At 46.5% G+C, this 16,950-nt stretch carries 13 protein-coding genes; 7 read left to right on the top strand and 6 right to left on the bottom strand.

Annotated features, from left to right (window positions below; genetic code table 11):
- The first annotated feature begins 6 nt into the window (after window positions 1–6).
- From RT717_RS22310 to RT717_RS22300, 3 genes are all read left to right on the top strand, one after another.
- Complete coding sequence (locus RT717_RS22310; RefSeq protein ID WP_317488565.1) at window positions 7–3,066, top strand: efflux RND transporter permease subunit; 3,060 nt, start codon at window positions 7–9, stop codon at window positions 3,064–3,066.
- Window positions 3,067–3,081: 15 nt separating this feature from the next.
- Window positions 3,082–4,413 carry a TolC family protein gene (locus RT717_RS22305; RefSeq protein WP_317488564.1) on the top strand — a complete coding sequence of 444 codons (1,332 nt, stop codon included), beginning with the start codon at window positions 3,082–3,084 and terminating at the stop codon, window positions 4,411–4,413.
- 143 nt (window positions 4,414–4,556) lie between these two features.
- A complete protein-coding gene (locus RT717_RS22300; RefSeq protein WP_317488563.1) occupies window positions 4,557–5,993 on the top strand; it encodes an MltF family protein in 1,437 nt (478 codons plus the stop codon).
- Here the strand turns inward: RT717_RS22300 and crtD are convergent.
- The gene (gene crtD / locus RT717_RS22295) at window positions 5,985–7,457 is read right to left on the bottom strand and encodes a 1-hydroxycarotenoid 3,4-desaturase CrtD (protein WP_317488562.1); all 1,473 of its coding nucleotides are present in this window, start codon (window positions 7,455–7,457) and stop codon (window positions 5,985–5,987) included. The genes RT717_RS22300 and crtD overlap by 9 nt on opposite strands.
- A gap of 192 nt (window positions 7,458–7,649) precedes the next feature.
- On the opposite strand from crtD, the gene RT717_RS22290 reads away from it, so the two are divergent.
- Complete coding sequence (locus tag RT717_RS22290) at window positions 7,650–8,111, top strand: tellurite resistance TerB family protein (protein ID WP_151998059.1); 462 nt, start codon at window positions 7,650–7,652, stop codon at window positions 8,109–8,111.
- Here the strand turns inward: RT717_RS22290 and RT717_RS22285 are convergent.
- The 4 genes from RT717_RS22285 to RT717_RS22270 all read right to left on the bottom strand — a co-directional run bounded on the left by RT717_RS22285 (window position 8,108) and on the right by RT717_RS22270 (window position 12,450).
- On the bottom strand, window positions 8,108–9,436 hold the full coding sequence (locus RT717_RS22285; protein WP_317488561.1) for an FAD-dependent oxidoreductase: 1,329 nt from the start codon (window positions 9,434–9,436) through the stop codon (window positions 8,108–8,110). The genes RT717_RS22290 and RT717_RS22285 overlap by 4 nt on opposite strands.
- Window positions 9,429–10,727: a kynureninase gene (kynU, locus tag RT717_RS22280; protein WP_317488560.1), complete on the bottom strand. Its 1,299-nt coding sequence runs from the start codon at window positions 10,725–10,727 to the stop codon at window positions 9,429–9,431. Before kynU ends, RT717_RS22285 begins: the two co-directional genes overlap by 8 nt.
- 160 nt (window positions 10,728–10,887) lie before the next feature.
- On the bottom strand, window positions 10,888–11,913 hold the full coding sequence (locus RT717_RS22275) for an amidohydrolase family protein (RefSeq protein ID WP_317488559.1): 1,026 nt from the start codon (window positions 11,911–11,913) through the stop codon (window positions 10,888–10,890).
- A gap of 12 nt (window positions 11,914–11,925) precedes the next feature.
- Entirely contained in the window at window positions 11,926–12,450 is a 525-nt protein-coding gene (locus RT717_RS22270; RefSeq protein ID WP_317488558.1) for a 3-hydroxyanthranilate 3,4-dioxygenase, read from the bottom strand.
- Window positions 12,451–12,549: 99 nt separating this feature from the next.
- On the opposite strand from RT717_RS22270, the gene RT717_RS22265 reads away from it, so the two are divergent.
- From RT717_RS22265 to RT717_RS22255, 3 genes are read left to right on the top strand one after another with little or no spacing between them, the layout of a single operon-like run.
- A complete protein-coding gene (locus RT717_RS22265; RefSeq protein WP_317488557.1) occupies window positions 12,550–13,338 on the top strand; it encodes an SDR family oxidoreductase in 789 nt (262 codons plus the stop codon).
- A 1-nt stretch (window position 13,339) separates the two neighbouring features.
- Window positions 13,340–14,329, top strand: a complete 990-nt coding sequence (locus RT717_RS22260; RefSeq protein ID WP_317488556.1) for a dipeptidase — start codon at window positions 13,340–13,342, stop codon at window positions 14,327–14,329.
- Window positions 14,326–15,768 (top strand): aldehyde dehydrogenase, encoded by a 1,443-nt coding sequence (locus RT717_RS22255; protein WP_317488555.1) that lies wholly within the window; start codon window positions 14,326–14,328, stop codon window positions 15,766–15,768. Before RT717_RS22260 ends, RT717_RS22255 begins: the two co-directional genes overlap by 4 nt.
- 53 nt (window positions 15,769–15,821) lie before the next feature.
- Here RT717_RS22255 and RT717_RS22250 read toward each other — a convergent pair whose 3' ends face one another.
- Window positions 15,822–16,556 (bottom strand): hypothetical protein, encoded by a 735-nt coding sequence (locus tag RT717_RS22250; RefSeq protein WP_317488554.1) that lies wholly within the window; start codon window positions 16,554–16,556, stop codon window positions 15,822–15,824.
- Window positions 16,557–16,950 lie beyond the last annotated feature (394 nt).

Raw genomic sequence — 16,950 nt, 5'->3', positions numbered from 1 at the left:
AAAACTATGGCAGGTCTATCCAACATCAGTATTAACAGACCCGTGCTGGCGGTGGTAATGTCCATCATTATCATCATTTTTGGCATCATAGGATTCAACTTTCTGGGGATCAGAGAGTATCCTAGTGTTGACCCACCTATTATCTCGGTAAGCACCTCTTACACCGGCGCCAATGCGAGCATCATAGAGTCGCAGATTACCGAGCCATTGGAAGAATCGATCAATGGAATTGCCGGCATCAAAAGTCTTACGTCTACCAGTAGAGATGGAGCCAGCTCTATCAGGGTTGAGTTTGACCTGGAAATTGACCTGGAAGCAGCCGCCAACGATGTTAGAGATCGGGTGTCGAGAGCCACCAGAAACCTCCCGCCCGACTGTGATCCGCCGTCGGTGAGAAAAGCGGACGCTGATGCCATGCCATTGGTTTTTTTGAATGTAAAAAGTGACAAAAGAACACTCCTTGGCCTTTCCGATGTAGCAGAGAATATTTTTAAGGAGCGACTTCAGACTATAAAAGGAGTGGCAGCCGTCCAGATTTGGGGCGAGCGTCGCTATTCCATGAGACTTTGGATGGATCCCGCCAAGCTGGCGGCCTATTCGCTCACGCCATTGGAGGTCTTGAATGCGGTCACACGGGACAACGTCGAACTTCCTTCGGGGCTGGTAGAAGGCACAAACATGGAACTCACCGTGAGAACCATGGGCAGGATTTCCACACCGGAAGAATTCAACCAGCTTATCGTCAAAGAGGATGACAACAATGTTGTGCGTTTTCAGGATGTTGGGAGAGCTGAACTGGGACCAGAAAACAACCGAACCATACTCAAAAGAGACGGAGTACCCATGGTTGGCGTTGTGCTTCAGGCGCAGCCCGGAACTAATATCATAGAGATTGTAGACGAGTTTTACAGAAGGCTGGAGTTTATCAAGAAGGATCTCCCCGCCGATATTGAACTCGGGATAGGCTTCGACGTCACAGAGTATGTGAGGAAATCGATCACAGAGGTGCAGGAGACTATTTTCATGGCTTTTGTGCTGGTGGTGTTGATTATTTTCGCCTTCCTGCGTGATTGGCGAACTACGCTAATTCCTGTTGCCACCATCCCAATATCGCTGATAGGCACTTTCTTCATCATGTACCTTGCGGGCTTCACCATCAACGTACTGACACTTCTGGGCATCGTGCTGTCGATAGGGCTCGTGGTGGATGACACGATTGTGGTGCTGGAAAATATTTACACTAAGATAGAAGATGGGATGTCGCCGCTGGAGGCCGGGCTTAAGGGCTCGACGGAGATATTCTTCGCCGTTATTTCCACCACCGTGGCGTTGGTGGCAGTGTTCATGCCTGTTGTATTTCTCGATGGCCTCACAGGCCGACTCTTCAGGGAGTTTGGGATCGTCGTGGCCGGAGCGGTAATAATATCGTCGTTTGTTGCCCTTACACTTACGCCAATGCTCTCTACCAAAATTCTTAAGAAAAGAGAGAAGAAGCAGTGGTTGTACAGTGTAACCGAACCTTTTTTCGATTGGATGAACGAGGGCTACAACAAATCGCTCGAAAACTTTATGGCCCGCAAATGGCTTGCTTTGGTCGTTCTTGTTCTTTCTTTTGGAGGCATTTATCTGCTAGGTAATAATATCCAAAGCGAGCTATCTCCCATGGAAGACAGAGGTGAGTTCAGGATCAACAGCACCGGGCCCGAGGGTGCCACCTTCGAGTACATGGACGCCTACCTTGATAAGATGCTTGCGTTGATCAGTGAGGCAGTGCCGGAAAAAGAGGCACTCATTAGCATGACCAGCCCCAGCTTTGGATCATCGGGCTCCGTGAATTCTGGAAATGTGAGGGTGATGATGGTTGATCCGTCGGAGCGAACCAGATCGCAGCAAGAGGTAGTAGATGCCATTAGCCCTCTGGTGATGAGAATGACGGAGGCCCGTTCTTTTGTTTCTCAAAGCCAGTCGATAGGGAATAGAAGAGGGGGACTACCTGTGCAATACGTAATACAGGCAACTACCATTGAAAAATTGAAAGAAGTGCTGCCAGCCTTTGTGGATGCGGCAAGTGCCGACGAGCATTTTAATTTCGTTGACCTTGACTTGAAGTTTACCAAGCCAGAGATCAACATAGAAATAGATCGTGACAAGGCCCGTAGTTTGAATGTATCGATTCGGGACGTCGCCCAGACACTGCAGCTTGGCTTGAGCGGCTCCAGATTTGGTTATTTCATCAAAGACGGAAAGCAGTACCAAATAATAGGCCAGGTGGACAGAGAAGATCGCAACGACCCACTCGACCTGAAGGCACTTTATGTGAAGAACCAGGTAGGAGATCTTATTCAGATGGACAACTTGGTAAAGATTACGGAGCAAAGCACGCCACCGCAACTCTATCGGTACAACAGATTTGTGTCAGCAACGGTATCAGCGTCGTTGGTGCCTGGTTATACCATCAAGGATGGTATTGATGCCATGGATGCCATAGCAGCGAAAGTGCTGGATGGCACCTTTCAAACCGAGTTATCGGGCCCTTCTGCAGAGTTCAGAGACTCTTCTTCAAGCTTGTACTTCGCTTTTATATTCGCTCTTATTTTGATTTACCTGGTGCTGGCGGCTCAGTTTGAAAGCTTCAGAGACCCATTTATCATTATGCTTACTGTGCCCATGGCAATTGCGGGGGCATTTCTATCGCTATGGTATTTTGACCAGACACTCAACATATTCAGCCAGATAGGTATTATCATGCTGATAGGTTTGGTAACAAAGAATGGTATCCTGATTGTGGAATTTGCCAACCAACGCAAAGCTCATGACATGGCCGTAGAGGAAGCCATAGTTGGGGCGGCACAGCAACGATTCCGCCCTATTCTGATGACCAGCCTGTCGACCATTCTGGGTATTCTGCCGATTGCTTTGGCACTTGGTGCAGGCTCTGAAAGCCGTGTGTCGATGGGTATCGCCATCATTGGAGGGCTGTTATTTGCCACAATACTCACCCTGTATGTAATACCTGCCATGTATGTCTATATCTCTGGCAAGGAAAAAAGAATGGCTAGATTTTAATTTTTAAATAATAATATGAATAAAGTGAGGATTGTGTTTTTGACGTTTGGGCTCTTTGTTTGTTCACCTGCGGTATTTGGGCAGGATTTGCTTAGCCTTCCTCAAGCAATTGAATTTGCTTTGGAGAACAACTACGATGTGAGAATTTCCAAGAAGACTGAAAAAGTTGCAGAAACTAATGTGACACGTGGAAATGCAGGGTTTTTGCCGACGGTTGGTGCGTCAACAACTAAGAACTATTCACGGAATAACACATATCAGGAAAGGGTTATAGGTGACTCAATAGCTATTCGTGAAGCAAACGGGGTTAAAAGTGAGTCCTTTAATATAGGTGCAAATGTCAATTGGACTGTATTTGATGGACTTGGTATGTTTTACACTTTTGAGCGCCTTGATGCGCAAAAGGACGTAAGCTCTTATCAATTGAAAGTTACAATGGAAAACATGATCGCCGAACTAACTTCAGCCTACTATACTGTGGCTGTAGAGCAGGAAAGAGTCGATGTTCTGGAAAACTCCATTCAGCTTTCTGAACGAAGGCTGGAAATAGCTAAGAATAAATATGAGTTGGGGAAAGCGTCGAAGGTCGAATACCTTGCTGCTCAGGTAGACTATAATGCGGATCGCACGGCATTGATGAACGAAGAACAACTTTTGTATAGATCTAAAGTTGATCTGAATCAGGTTATGGCTAGAGAAACCAGCATTGACTTTGTTGTCGATTCTGTTATAAACATTGATCAGGAGTTGGAAATGAGTATGCTTATTGAGTCAGCTAACGCTCAGAACCCTACGCTACTACAGCTACAAAGACAATTGAATGTTGCCTACCTACAAATACAGGAAGTGAAAAGCGCTAGATATCCGGTTGTCTCACTATTTGGCGGTTACAGTAAAAGCACAAATATTTCACCCCTAAGCTTTGCTCCATTTCAGAAAAATGCCGGATTGAACTATGGATTAACGGCAACTTTGAACATTTTCAACGGATTCAATACAGAAAGGCAGATTCAGGTTGCTAAGATTCAAATGGAAACCTCGGAATTGAATATTTCCAAACAGAAACTTTCTCTAGAAGCAGATATCAATAGGAATTTCTATAACTATCAAACGAGTAAAGAACTAATAGAGATTGAACGGCAAAATCTTGCGGTGGCCAAAGAGAACGAGAATATCGCCCTAGAACGTTATCAGCTGGGCAATTCAACTCCTCTGGAGCTTAGAGAAGCCCAAATCAATGCCGTGCAGGCCGAGAGCCGTCTTATCAATGCTGCGTTCTCCACAAAGCTGGCTGAAATTGAGCTGCTTCGGCTCAGCGGAAGCCTGGTTACGACGTTCTCGGAGTAGGTAGTAAGCGGGTACATAGCCTCTCTTCCCGAGTCTTTGGTGACCGGAACTAGCTTTTTAGCAAAAAAAGCCTATTTTAGGTCATGTTTCTTTGCAAACGTAGACTGATAAACCAGTTGTGCCACCGCACATTTGGCTATCTATTGAGAATACTCCTTTGCTTTCTGCTATGCGTTTTTGCCGGCTGCGGCAGCACTTCCTCCGATTCTAAAGCCATTGACAAAAATAAAAGAGTGGCCGAAGAGGTAGTAGACTTCGACCTTGACAAGATCATGGCCAGAGGGTTGTTAAAGGTCATCATCGAAAACAGTTCTACTAGCTACTTTATCTATAAAGGCCAGCCAATGGGCTATGACTATGAGTTGCTGCGCAGGTATGCCAGATCCATAGGGGTGAGGCTGCAGTTCATTATTTCTCAGGACCTGGAAGAAAGCTTCAGGAAGCTCAACAGCGGAGAGGGAGATATTCTTGCGTACAACCTTACAGTTACCAAGGAAAGAAAGGAGAGGATTGCGTTCACACATTACCACAATCTTGTCAGACTGGTGCTCATACAGCGAAAACCTGAAAATTGGTATCAGATGAAACTCCATGAGATTGAGGACCAGCTTTTGACGAATCCGGTCGACCTGATTGGCAAAGAGGTTGTTGTGCGCAAAGGCTCGTCATACATAAGCAGACTGGAGAACCTGAGCGACGAAATTGGTGGTGACATTGTGCTTGTTCCGGCTTTTGCCGAGCAGACAACGGAGAACCTGATTCATGAAGTAGCTACCGGAAAAATTCAGTACACGGTTGCCGAAGAAAATGTCGCTCTGCTCAACGCCACTTATTTTCCTATTCTTGATGTTAGCACTGCTATTAGTCTGCCCCAGCAAATCGCCTGGGGCTTAAGAAAAAACGGCAGCCAGCTACAGAAGTCTTTGAATCTCTGGATTGACGGCATGCGGAAGACGGCCGATTACAATGTTATCTACAATCGGTATTTCAAAAACACCAAGACATACACTTTGCTGGCGCAAAGCGACTTTTCTAACCTGAACAGTAATACCATTTCTCCCTACGACGAGCAAATCAAAGCTGCGTCTCATAAGCTGGGCTGGGATTGGAAGCTGCTGGCTGCGATGGTGTTCAAGGAATCTCAGTTCAAACCTAAAGCAAAATCGTGGGCCGGAGCTGTCGGACTGATGCAGCTGGTTCCTGATACCGGCGAACTGTATGGAGCGAAAGACCTCACCAACCCCGCTCAGAATATAAATGCTGGCGTTAAGTACCTGCTTTGGCTCGACAAACTGTGGACTAAACGGATTCCCGACAAAAAGGAGCGGATAAAGTTTGTTTTGGCCTCTTACAATGTTGGCCAGGGCCACGTGATTGATGCGGTCAAGCTCACTGAGAAGTATCACGGAGACGCTGCAAGTTGGAACGACGTGTCGGAGTATCTTCTGAAAAAATCGGAACCGAACTATTTTAACGACCCTGTAGCCGAATTTGGTTATTGCCGTGGAGCCGAGCCGGTCAATTACGTGGCCGACATCTTGTCACTGTTCGATCAGTATTCTCAAATGATTTCAGTGTAGGTCAGGAAAATAGCTTGTTACAATCTTGGCGGAAGAAAGACACAATGGGATGCCACCGCCCGGGTGCACACTGCCACCACAGAAATAGAGATTTTTTACCCGCCTGCTCTTGTTGGGGTGGCGAAGGAAGGCAGCAAATCTGTTATTAGAACTATTGCCGTAAAGTGCTCCCTGTGAGGACGATGTTTTTGACTCAATCCTGATGGGGTCTAGCACGGCTTCTTCCTCAATCAGTTTCGCTATGTCGGTTTTCAAAACCCCCGAAAGCTTTGTAAGGATGTGTTCCTTAGCCCGAACTTTTAGCAGCTCCCAATCTTGCCCCGAATTGTGCGGAACGTTGATCATAACAAACCAGTTTTCGCAACCGGCTGGCGCATCGCCAATCACTTCCTTTGATGTGATGTTTACATATACTGTAGGGTCGGCATAAATGTCACCCTTGGAGAATATGTGATCAAACTCTTTTTGATAGTCACCGCTAAAGAAAATATTATGGAGATCGAGCTCCTTAAAGTTCTTTTTAATTCCCCAGTAGAAGATAAGGGCCGAGCTGGATTTTGGCTGGTTCAAAAGTCTGGCTGGTGCTTTTGTGTCCGGGAGCAAGCGCTTGTAGGTGGCCACCATGTCCATATTGCTAACTATGTTGTCAAATGGATGATCCTGGCCGTTGACTCTGAGTCCAGTTACCTTGCCGCTCTTTAGAATGATTTTCTTCACCGGGCTATTGAAGCGAAATTCTACCCCACTCTCTTTCGCAAGGGTGAAAAGACTTTCTGTAATTTGGTGCATGCCTTTTTCTGGGATAAATGCACCCACCCCAAACTCCAGGTGGGGAATGATATTCATCGTAGCCGGAGTTAGGTAGGGGCTGGAGCCATTGTAGGTCGCATACCTGTTAAACAGTTGTGTGGTTTTGTCCTTGGCGAACCTTTGCCGGTTGGCAGCGTGCATAGTCCGGAAAAGGTCAAGCTTGTGAAGCACTTTGTATGCCTTAAACGCTTGCCTATTGAAAAATGTCTTGACATCGTGCAACGACCTGTGAATAAAGAGGTCAGCCAGGTGGTCGTATAGAAAGGAGCTGTGCTTGAGGGCAGCCAGTGTATTTGCAGTTGGTTCCCCAAGCTTGTCTTCGAGTTCAGTTGCCAGTAGCTGTGGGTTGGCAGAAGCCTGCAGAGAAATCCCATCATCGAAGAAGTAATTAGCGGTGTTAGAGAGTTGCTTATAGCTGAAGTGATTTTTTGGATCTTTTTTTGATATTCTGAATAATTCATCGACATAATCTGGCATTGTAAACAGGGAAGGACCAGCATCAAATCTATATTTCCCAAGCCTGAGTTCAGTCAATTTGCCTCCCGGATAATCGTTTCCATCAAAAATTGTGACCTCATACCCTTTGTTAGCCAACCTGATACCCGCAGCCATGCCCGCAATACCCGCTCCAATAATTCCGACTGTTTTTTCCATTAAATGTATTTTCTTAGTAACATTAAAGCCGGGCCTAGGTTATGACCTGAGCGCAATTTTTTAGCACAGTAAAATTTTACTAGAAAAAATTATATTTTTTATAAGATAGTTTCTAAAAATTGGTTACCTTTATTTTGTAAGGCGTATTAATCGATGATGTAAAGACAACCAGCAGTTAGAATACTACTTCAAATGAACGCAATTAACGACACCATGTCTTACGCCATCGACCGATTACAGCAGGAATACCAGAGGTACCGCCCTGCCAAGCTTACTCTTGAGCAATTTACTTATTTGGTTCAAATGTTTCCTTCGCTACTTGTTTCTATGAGCGATGGGGTGTTGGACAAAGAGGAATGGGATGCTGTGCTAAGGGCCGCCGAAAACCTAGGCAAGAACCTGGCAGCTAGCCCCGACGAAGTCGAATCCCTTTCCGATGTGTACAAAACAGAGTTTCGCTACCTTATTGACAATAGCGAACGCTGGAGAAAGAAATTTATTAATGCACTGAATGACTTCCTGAAGGAAGACCCAACAGCAAAGGATTTGGTACTGGAATCAATGTACCTGTTTGCCAATGCTACTGACGGGATTTCAAGTGCCGAGCAAAAATTGATTGACGAATTGTCAAGCAGGCTGGATTTAAATAACTAGTCCAGCCAACCAACGATTTTTTCCAGGTCGATAGCTTCCGGAGGTGTGCTCATTGGGTACACCTCCCTTATTTTACGCATAACCGACTCTTGCCTGTTGCCCTGCTCAAGTGCCTTGCTATAAGGCATGTTCGAAAATGTCACCATTGTGTAAAGCGGAGTCCATTTGTCTGGGTATTTTTCGTGAATCCTCGCTTCCAATTTTTTTTGCCAGATAAAACCGGCGTCTGCTACCTTGTCACGCATCTCAATAAAGTTGTCATTAGCAAGCTTGGCAATGGCGTCAGTATTTGGCTTGCGTGACTTTTCGAATGTCTGAAATACTGTTTCCCAGTTTGGGTATTCAGCATCTATGATCTCATCCAGTAGCCGACAGTCTTCGAAACCTGCATTCATTCCCTGCCCAAAGAAAGGAACAATGGCGTGTGAAGCATCGCCAAGCAGCAGGCTTCTTTTCTTACTCCAGGGGTAACACCGTATAGTGACAAGAGAAGAGGTTGGGTTAGTGAAAAACTGATCAATGAGGTTAGGAATTACCGGTAGTGTATCGGGAAAGACTTCAGAAAAGAAAGTAGCGACTTTTTCAGGGGAGTCTAGTGCTTCAAAAGATGACTCTCCTTCAAATGGAAGAAAAAGGGTGCAGGTAAAGCTCTTGTCGATGTTGGGCAAGGCAATGAGCATGAATTTGCCCCTCGGCCAAATGTGGAGGGCGTTGGGGTCAATCTGGAACTCCCCGTTTTTCCCAGCAGGAATGTTTAACTCTTTGTACCCATGTGGCAGGTAGTCTTGCATAAAGTTGAACCTGTCTGAATGTAAAAAAGAGGCCCGAAGAACAGAGTAGGCACCGTCAGCCCCAATAATAATGTCACCACCATACTCCTTTGGTTTTCCACCTGTTGAGAAAGACAGCACAGAGTTATCGATGTCGGCCCGCTCACATTTGTGTTCAAACCTGAAGGATGCACCGGCGGCTTCTGCTTCACCGATAAGGTATTCGTTCAACAAACCCCTCGACACTGAGTTGATAGCCTGGTTGGCCTTTCCGTAAGGCTGAAAATGAACCTGCGAGTCTAATTGGTGAATCATACGACCATGCATAGGCAGCATCACCTGGTCGAGGTTCCTGGTAACCCCTGCTTTTTCCAAAGCCAGCAGACCCCTGTCACTTAAAGCGAGATTGATGGATCTTCCCCCTAAAACATCGTTTTTTCTTGGGTCAGGGCGCTTTTCAAAAACTTCTACTTTGAAACCCTTCTTAGCTAAAAAAATGGACAGCAGCGAACCAACCAGCCCCGCACCCAGGATCAGTATTTTTTCTTTAGCCATGTTTTATTGATGCTAGCTTTAAAAGTTCTTCCTTAAGAATTTCAACAAACTGAAAGACCTCCTGAAAGGTATTGTATAATGGAGCGGGCGCTATTCTTATGACGTTCGGCTCCCGCCAGTCCGCAATAACTCCCCTTCTTTGGATAGCGTTGAAGACCTCTTTGTTCCCATTGGTAATGAACAAACTCAACTGACTACCCCTTTCTTCAGGATTGGAAGGCGTAATAATTTGAACAGTTTCGTCGTCCTTATTAAGCTCCCTGAGTAAAAACTCCAAAAAACCCGTGAGGGCCACACTCTTCTTCCTCAGCTCATCAATGCCTGCTTTTTCAAAAATATTCAGCGAGGCCATGTGAGCCGCCAGCAGTAATACAGGGGCATTGCTTAATTGCCACCCGTCGGCATTGGGCGTTGGATCAAACCCCTTTTTCATCTTAAATCTCTCCTGTTCATTATGTCCCCACCAACCACCAAAGCGATTCAAATCCTTATTGGCGGCATGTTTTTCATGGATATAAATTCCAGAAATGCCTCCCGGACTGGAATTCAGGTATTTGTAAGAGCACCAGGTTGCAAAGTCAACCTCAGCATCATGCAAGGACATCGGCACATTCCCCATGGCGTGGGCCAAATCGAAGCCCGCCAGCGCACCGACCCCATGGGCTGCTTTGGTAATGGCAGCCATGTCGAAAAGCTGGCCGGTGTAGTACTGTATCCCACTGAACAGCACCAAAGCAAGTTCGTCTCCGGCTTTCGAGATTTCATTTACAATATGACCCGTAGAGTAAAGATTGGTGTCGACATCCGGCTCTACTTCTATGATGCACTCTTCCGGGTCGTAGCCATACCATTTCAAATGGCTTTCCAGGGCATATTGGTCAGAAGGGAAGGCGCCCTTCTCCATCAGAATTTTTCTCCGCAACCCCTGAGGTTGGTAAAAGGTCACGAGCAGCAGGTGCAAGTTCACGGTTAAGCTGTTCATGGCAACGACTTCATGCTCTTTCGCCCCAACGAGGCGGCTCAGCGTTTTCCTGGCTTGTTTGTGATAGGTCATCCAGGGTGTCGCTCCCTCAAAGTGACCTTCTACCGCAAAATGTGCCCAATTATCCATTTGCTCTGCAATGCTATTCGCTGCAGCTTTTGGCTGGAGACCAAGTGAGTTCCCACAGAAGTAGATACAATCCTTTCCATTTCTTTGAGGAATTTTAAATAGAGATCTGAATGAATGGAGGGGGTCATGTTCATCAAGCTCCCTGGCGAAGCTGAGAGAATGTTTATAAGGAATACTCATCTATTTTCTGGCTAAAGTTGTCGATAGAACTCTACAGTCAATGTGTTAATTTGGTTGCGTACAACAATGGCGGACTGTCCGGGGCACACCTTCATTTATCGTTTGTCAGAGACAAAAATAGGCAAATTAGGAAGCTTGGAGCGACGGGAGCTACTATTATTCACGCCTTTGCTAATTTGTTTTGATGGATGCCCAGCCAGTTGAGGGCGTTTTTGTGAAGTAACTTCTGCCGGGTGCTCTTCGAATACGGCATTGACTGTATAAGTTTGCCAGGCTCATGCTCACCCAAAGGGAAAGGGTAGTCCGACCCCAAAACGATGTGATCCTCGCCGACCAGCTTCACCAGCATATCCAAAGCCATTTGATCATAAACCAGCGAGTCGAGGTAAAATTTACCTATATAATTTCTCGGGTTAACCGGGTTGTCAACAGCACAAAGGTCGGGGCGAACGTTGAAGCCATGCTCAATTCGGCCGATGGTTGAGGGAAATGAACCCCCTCCGTGGGCAAAGGCTATTCTAAGGTTTGGAAGCCTTTCGAAAACTCCCCCGAAAATAAGTGAGCAAATGGCCCTGGAGGTTTCTGCGGGCATGCCCACAAGCCAGGGCAGCCAATACTTTGGCATGTCCTCTTTGCCCATCATGTCCCATGGATGAACAAACACCGAAGCGCCCAGCTCTTCCGCTGCCTGAAAAACGGGGAAGAGCTCCTCTGCATCCAGGTTGAGCTTATTTACGTGTGTGCCTATCTCAATCCCGTGCAAGCCCAGTTGCTTCACGCACCTTTCCAGTTCCTTCACTGCGAGCCTGGTGTCCTGTAACGGCAGGGTGGCGAGGCCGATATATCTGTCGGGATATTCTTGCACAATGGAGGCTATGTGATCGTTCAGCAGCATCGAAAGATCGTGGGCATCTTCAGCCCTGGCCCAGTAGTTAAACATCACTGGCACAGTCGACAGCACCTGCACACCCACTCCATGCTGGTCACATTCATGAATTCTCCTTACCGGATCCCATGTATTGTCTTCTACCTCCCTGAAAAATTTATTATCGATCATCATGCGGGCGCAGCAAGGCTTGTGGTGCTCAAGCCTGATCCACCCCCCATAGCCATACTTTTCCTTCAAATCCGGCCATTTCTCCGGTAGAATATGGGTGTGTATGTCTATTTTGAAATCAGTATCCACTTTAACACAAAGTTAGGCTCTTGCTGGCGGCTCCATCACCGTGCCGCAGTTGTCACATGTTCTTTTTTCTTCGCTCTCGTAAAATTCCTGCATGATTGGGGGCAGTTGCGAAACGATGTCAGTAATTACCTCAAACTTCTCATGGAGTTTGTGGCCACACGCTTCACAAAACCACATGAAGCCATCCTTGTGTTTTTCTCCCCGGTACACTTCCATTACCAGCCCCACAGTGTTGGCGGGCCTTTGCGGGGAGTGCGGCACTCGGGCAGGCAGCAAGAAAATGTCTCCTTCCTTAATGATCAGGTCAAGCGGCCTTCCATCTTCTATTATTTTCAGTTTTATATCTCCTTCTACCTGATAGAAGAATTCTTCCGTTTCATTATAGTGATAATCCTTTCGGGAGTTAGGGCCCCCAACTACCATCACTATAAAATCATCGTTTCCTTTATAAACTTGTTGGTTTCCTACCGGAGGCTTTAACAAATGTCGATTTTCATCTATCCAACCTTTAAAATTGAAGGGTCTTTTAATAGTCATAGCTAAACGAATAATGTTTTCGTATTTTTCTAAAAATAACGAATAATACCCATTTAGGAAAAGGTAGTATTACGAGAAAACGGTAACGGTAACTAAACTATGGATTTAGATTTAAAGGGAAGGAAAGCTTTGGTTTGTGGCAGCACCCAGGGAATTGGCCTTGCCAGTGCGGTTGAGTTGGCCAGGCTTGGCGCTGAAGTCACACTTCTGGCCCGAAATGAGACAGCCATGAAAAAAATTGTCGCTAGCCTGGCTGCTGAAAACGGGCAGTCGCACAATTACCTCTCGGCAGACTTCAGTAGCCCCTCTAGTGTTGAGGTGGCCGTCACAGCTGCTATCAACCGGGGAGCTCGCTATGACATACTGATTAATAACACCGGAGGGCCTCCGGGCGGGCCATTGCTCGATGCAAATTATTCGCAGGTGTTTGATGCCATGGAGGCACACCTGCATTGTAACCATATACTTGTGCAGAAGCTATCACAGGGAATGAAGGAAAAGAAGTTTGGCAGAATTGTCAATGTAATAAGCACGTCGGTCAAAATACCCATCAGCGGTTTGGGTGTGTCCAATACCGTGAGAGGAGCGGTAGCAAGCTGGGCAAAAACCCTTTCGCTTGAGCTGGCACCTTTTGGGGTAACGGTAAACAATGTGTTGCCAGGCTTCACTGAAACGGAGAGACTCTTTTCCCTTATCAGGACCAAGGCTGAAAAAGAAGGGAAGTCTGAAGAAGAAGTGGCCAGGTCGATGAGGATGGAGGCACCTGCGGGGCGTTTTGGCACGCCGGAAGAAATTGCATCACTTGTCGCTTTTTTGGCGACGCCGGCTGCCGCTTATATTAACGGTACAAGCATTCCTGTGGACGGAGGAAGAACTGGCTCTATTTAATATGAAGCAACCTATTGTCGACCTTCATTGCGATTTGCTGTCTTATCTGTCGTTAGTGCCAGGTGCTGGGGTTGATAAAGCAGCAGAATTTGGGGCTGCTGTTCCGCACTTAAAGGCTGGTAATGTTAAGCTCCAGGTAATGGCCATCTACACCGATACCAAAGCAGGAAGTAGTGCGGCTGGCGAAAAACAGCGAAAGCTTTTTGGCGAGCTCCCAACTCTCTCGAACGGGTTTTTCAGCCGTTTCACAAGCAGTGCCCTTTCTCCGGAGGCATTAGAGAACCAGTCGGGCTGCTACGCCTGGTTGGCAATAGAAAATGGATCAGCCTTTTGTGAAGAGGACGAGAGCCTCAGCGCAGGCTTGCTCCGGCTGGAGCAGTTGGTGGCGTCGTCAGGGCCGCTGGCCTACATTATTATGACTCATCACTATGAAAATCGTTTTGGAGGCGGCAACTATTCGGATGCGGGGCTGAAGGCCGATGGCGAGGTGCTGCTTGATTTCCTGGACGGAAAAAGGATTCCGGTTGATTTGGCACATACGAGCGACAAGCTGGCTTACGGCATTCTGAATTATATCGACAAAAGGAGCCTGAATGTCCCGGTGTTGGCTAGTCACTCCAACTTTCGAAACGTTCACAGCCATGTCAGAAACCTTCCGGATGAGCTGGCTATGGAGCTCATAAGACGAAATGGACTGATCGGCATCAATTTTCTGCGCAACTATATCAACGACACCGACCCCGGAGTGTTACACGATCACATTGACCATGGCATAAAGCTTGGGGCGCAGCACCTTCTGGCATTTGGCGCCGACTTCTTTTATGCATTGAATCATCCTGACCCGTCTCGTTACCCAATCTATTTTCAAGGACAGGACAACGCCTCCTGGTATCAAAAGATTCTGGCCGAAATAAGGGAGACAGGAGCGAAGCATTTTGAAGAGGGGATTGCCTATAAGAATGCGATTGGTTATTACTCGTCATTGAAGTGAAGAAGTTTGCCAACTATATCGACGGAAAGCTTGTGCCCTCAACGTCAAAGGATTATCTGGACAACTATAATCCGGCGACAGGCGAAGTCTACAGTTTGCTGCCCGACAGTTGCCAGGAAGACGTTGAGGAGGCAGTAGCCGCAGCAAAAGGAGCATTTCCGAAATGGTCTGGCCTCTCCCCTGAGGATCGGTCTCAGTACCTTATTAAAATTGCAGAAGCCGTGGAACAGTCCCAGGCCGAGCTTGCTCTTGCCGAAACAACCGACACGGGAAAGCCCCTTTGGCTTTCAAATGCCATGGATATTCCCAGGGCGGCTGCCAATTTTCGATTTTTTGGGCACGCTATTACCCAATTTGCTTCCGAGTCGCATCTGGTCGACGGTGTTGCACTGAATTATACCCGCCGTGGTCCTCTTGGCGTGGTTGGGTGCATTTCTCCCTGGAATCTGCCCCTATACCTCTTCACCTGGAAGGTAGCGCCGGCGTTAGCTGCCGGTAACACCGTGGTTGCTAAACCGTCGGAGCTCACTCCCCACACGGCCTCCCTGTTGTCAGAAATTTGTATAAAGGCCGGACTGCCTCCTGGCGTCCTGAATATAGTACACGGGGCCGGCGGCAAGGTTGGTCAGTCCATCGTCCAACACCACGAGGTCAAGGCCGTGTCGTTTACCGGAGGCACTGCTACAGGGAGAAAGGTTGCTCTTACAGCTGCCGAGACGTTTAAAAGAACATCCCTTGAGCTAGGGGGAAAGAACCCAACCATCATTTTTGAAGATTGTGATTTTGATTTGGCTGTTGAGAGCGCTGTTCGGTCATCCTTCACCAACCAGGGCGAAATATGCCTTTGCGGTTCGAGAATTTATGTCGAGGAAGGTATTTATGAGAAGTTTTTGGGTGAGTTTGTAAAACAGGTCGACGCTTTGAAAGTGGGCGACCCATTGGACGGTGACGTAAAAGTAGGCGCCCTTGTCTCTCAACATCATCAGCAGAAGGTGCTGCAGTATGTAGCGCTTGCGAAGCAGGAAGGTGGACACATTTTGTGTGGCGGCGACAGGCAAGTCGTTGTTGGCCGATGTGAGAGGGGATATTTTGTGCAACCTACAGTAATTGCTGACTTGCCAAACTCATGCAGGACAAACCAGGAGGAGATATTTGGGCCAGTAGTAACCGTTCAATCGTTTAAAGGGGCCGATCAGGCCATCAGCCTGGGCAACGAGTCATCATATGGTCTGGCGGCGAACATTTGGACGTCGGATCTGAAGATGGCACACAATGTTTCTCACAAGCTGCATTTTGGAATTGTCTGGGTCAATACCTGGCTTTTGAGGGACCTTCGCACCCCTTTTGGCGGGATGAAGAATTCTGGTTTGGGTAGAGAGGGTGGCTTCGAGTCGTTGCGGTTTTTTACCGAAGCCCAAAACATTTGCATCAAACTATAAAAAGAAAGGCCTCAATTGAGGCCTTTGATTTTTTACGAGTCGATGGTGATCGATTAAACAGCTTCGCCTTCTGGCTTAAGTTTGTTGATTTTGAATGGCTTACGCTCCTTATGTCCGCAGTAAGAGCATTCGTAATATTTCATCATTTCGCCGTCTTCATCATTAGTAGCCGTCCGTGTAACTTCTTCTTTCATCACCCTCAGGGTTTGGTAGTTACACTCGCTGCACTGTAGTGCATGCAGTCGACCATTGTACTTTTCAATCTTCACATAACCTGACACTTCATCAATCCAAACGTCATAGTCTACAGAGAAGGCAAGTTCTTCAGCCTGCATACCTTCGTCAAGGTATTCATCTTCCTCTTCTTCGCTCAGAAGCTTCATCTTACGACCATCAGGAGAAAGCCTTGGAGAGTATCTCAATTTCTTAAGACGCTTCTCAATATAGAAGGGGTAGTAAAACTTAAGTACGTTTTGAACAACCACGCCAGCAATGATACCAAGCATGGAACTAACGAATATCCTTACGAAGAACCAAAGAACACCTGTTTGATCAACCAGTGTGTTTGAATACAGAGCAGCACCAATGATTATAAGAAGAAATGCATACCACAAAAAGTTAATCTCGTTTTTGTTGATATAGTCATATTTAGTTTTCTTATCACCGATAGAAGCTAATCTGAGGAAATGATAAATAAGGACAACTAAACCGATAGCAACTAAAGCATAAGCCCCATATTTCCCATAGGTGTTCCAAGCTTCAAGCAGACTAGGTGAAATTTCTTGCATAGCGATTCGACGTTAATAGGTTCAAAAGTAAGTTTTGTTCGATGTAAGGTTTATGTGGCAATTAAATAACTCTTTCGTTGTGAGAATTGCACATTTACAGTATTGCAATGTACAAATATATTTAATTCAGCATTTATTCAATCTTATAAACAGCTAAAATTAAAAAAAAATTGACGGCAACCAAAAGTATTAGACTGCCGGGGCAGGTCGTTTTGGGCTACTGGTCAATGTAATATGCTAATCAAAAAGACAGGCATAGCTGCTTGACTTTCTTGTGGAAAGCAGAAATAGCACTCTCTTTCGCAACTTTTTAACGAAAATCAGGTTCAATAGTAGAAATACCTATTATTAGGTATGGAATTTGCAGGTGGTTATTGGTACCTTTGGGTAGTTT

The sequence above is a fragment of the Imperialibacter roseus genome, from assembly GCF_032999765.1.
Classification (GTDB): domain Bacteria; phylum Bacteroidota; class Bacteroidia; order Cytophagales; family Cyclobacteriaceae; genus Imperialibacter; species Imperialibacter roseus.
The sequence above is the reverse complement of the archived record's forward strand: the minus strand, read 5'-3'. Positions and strand labels throughout refer to the sequence as shown.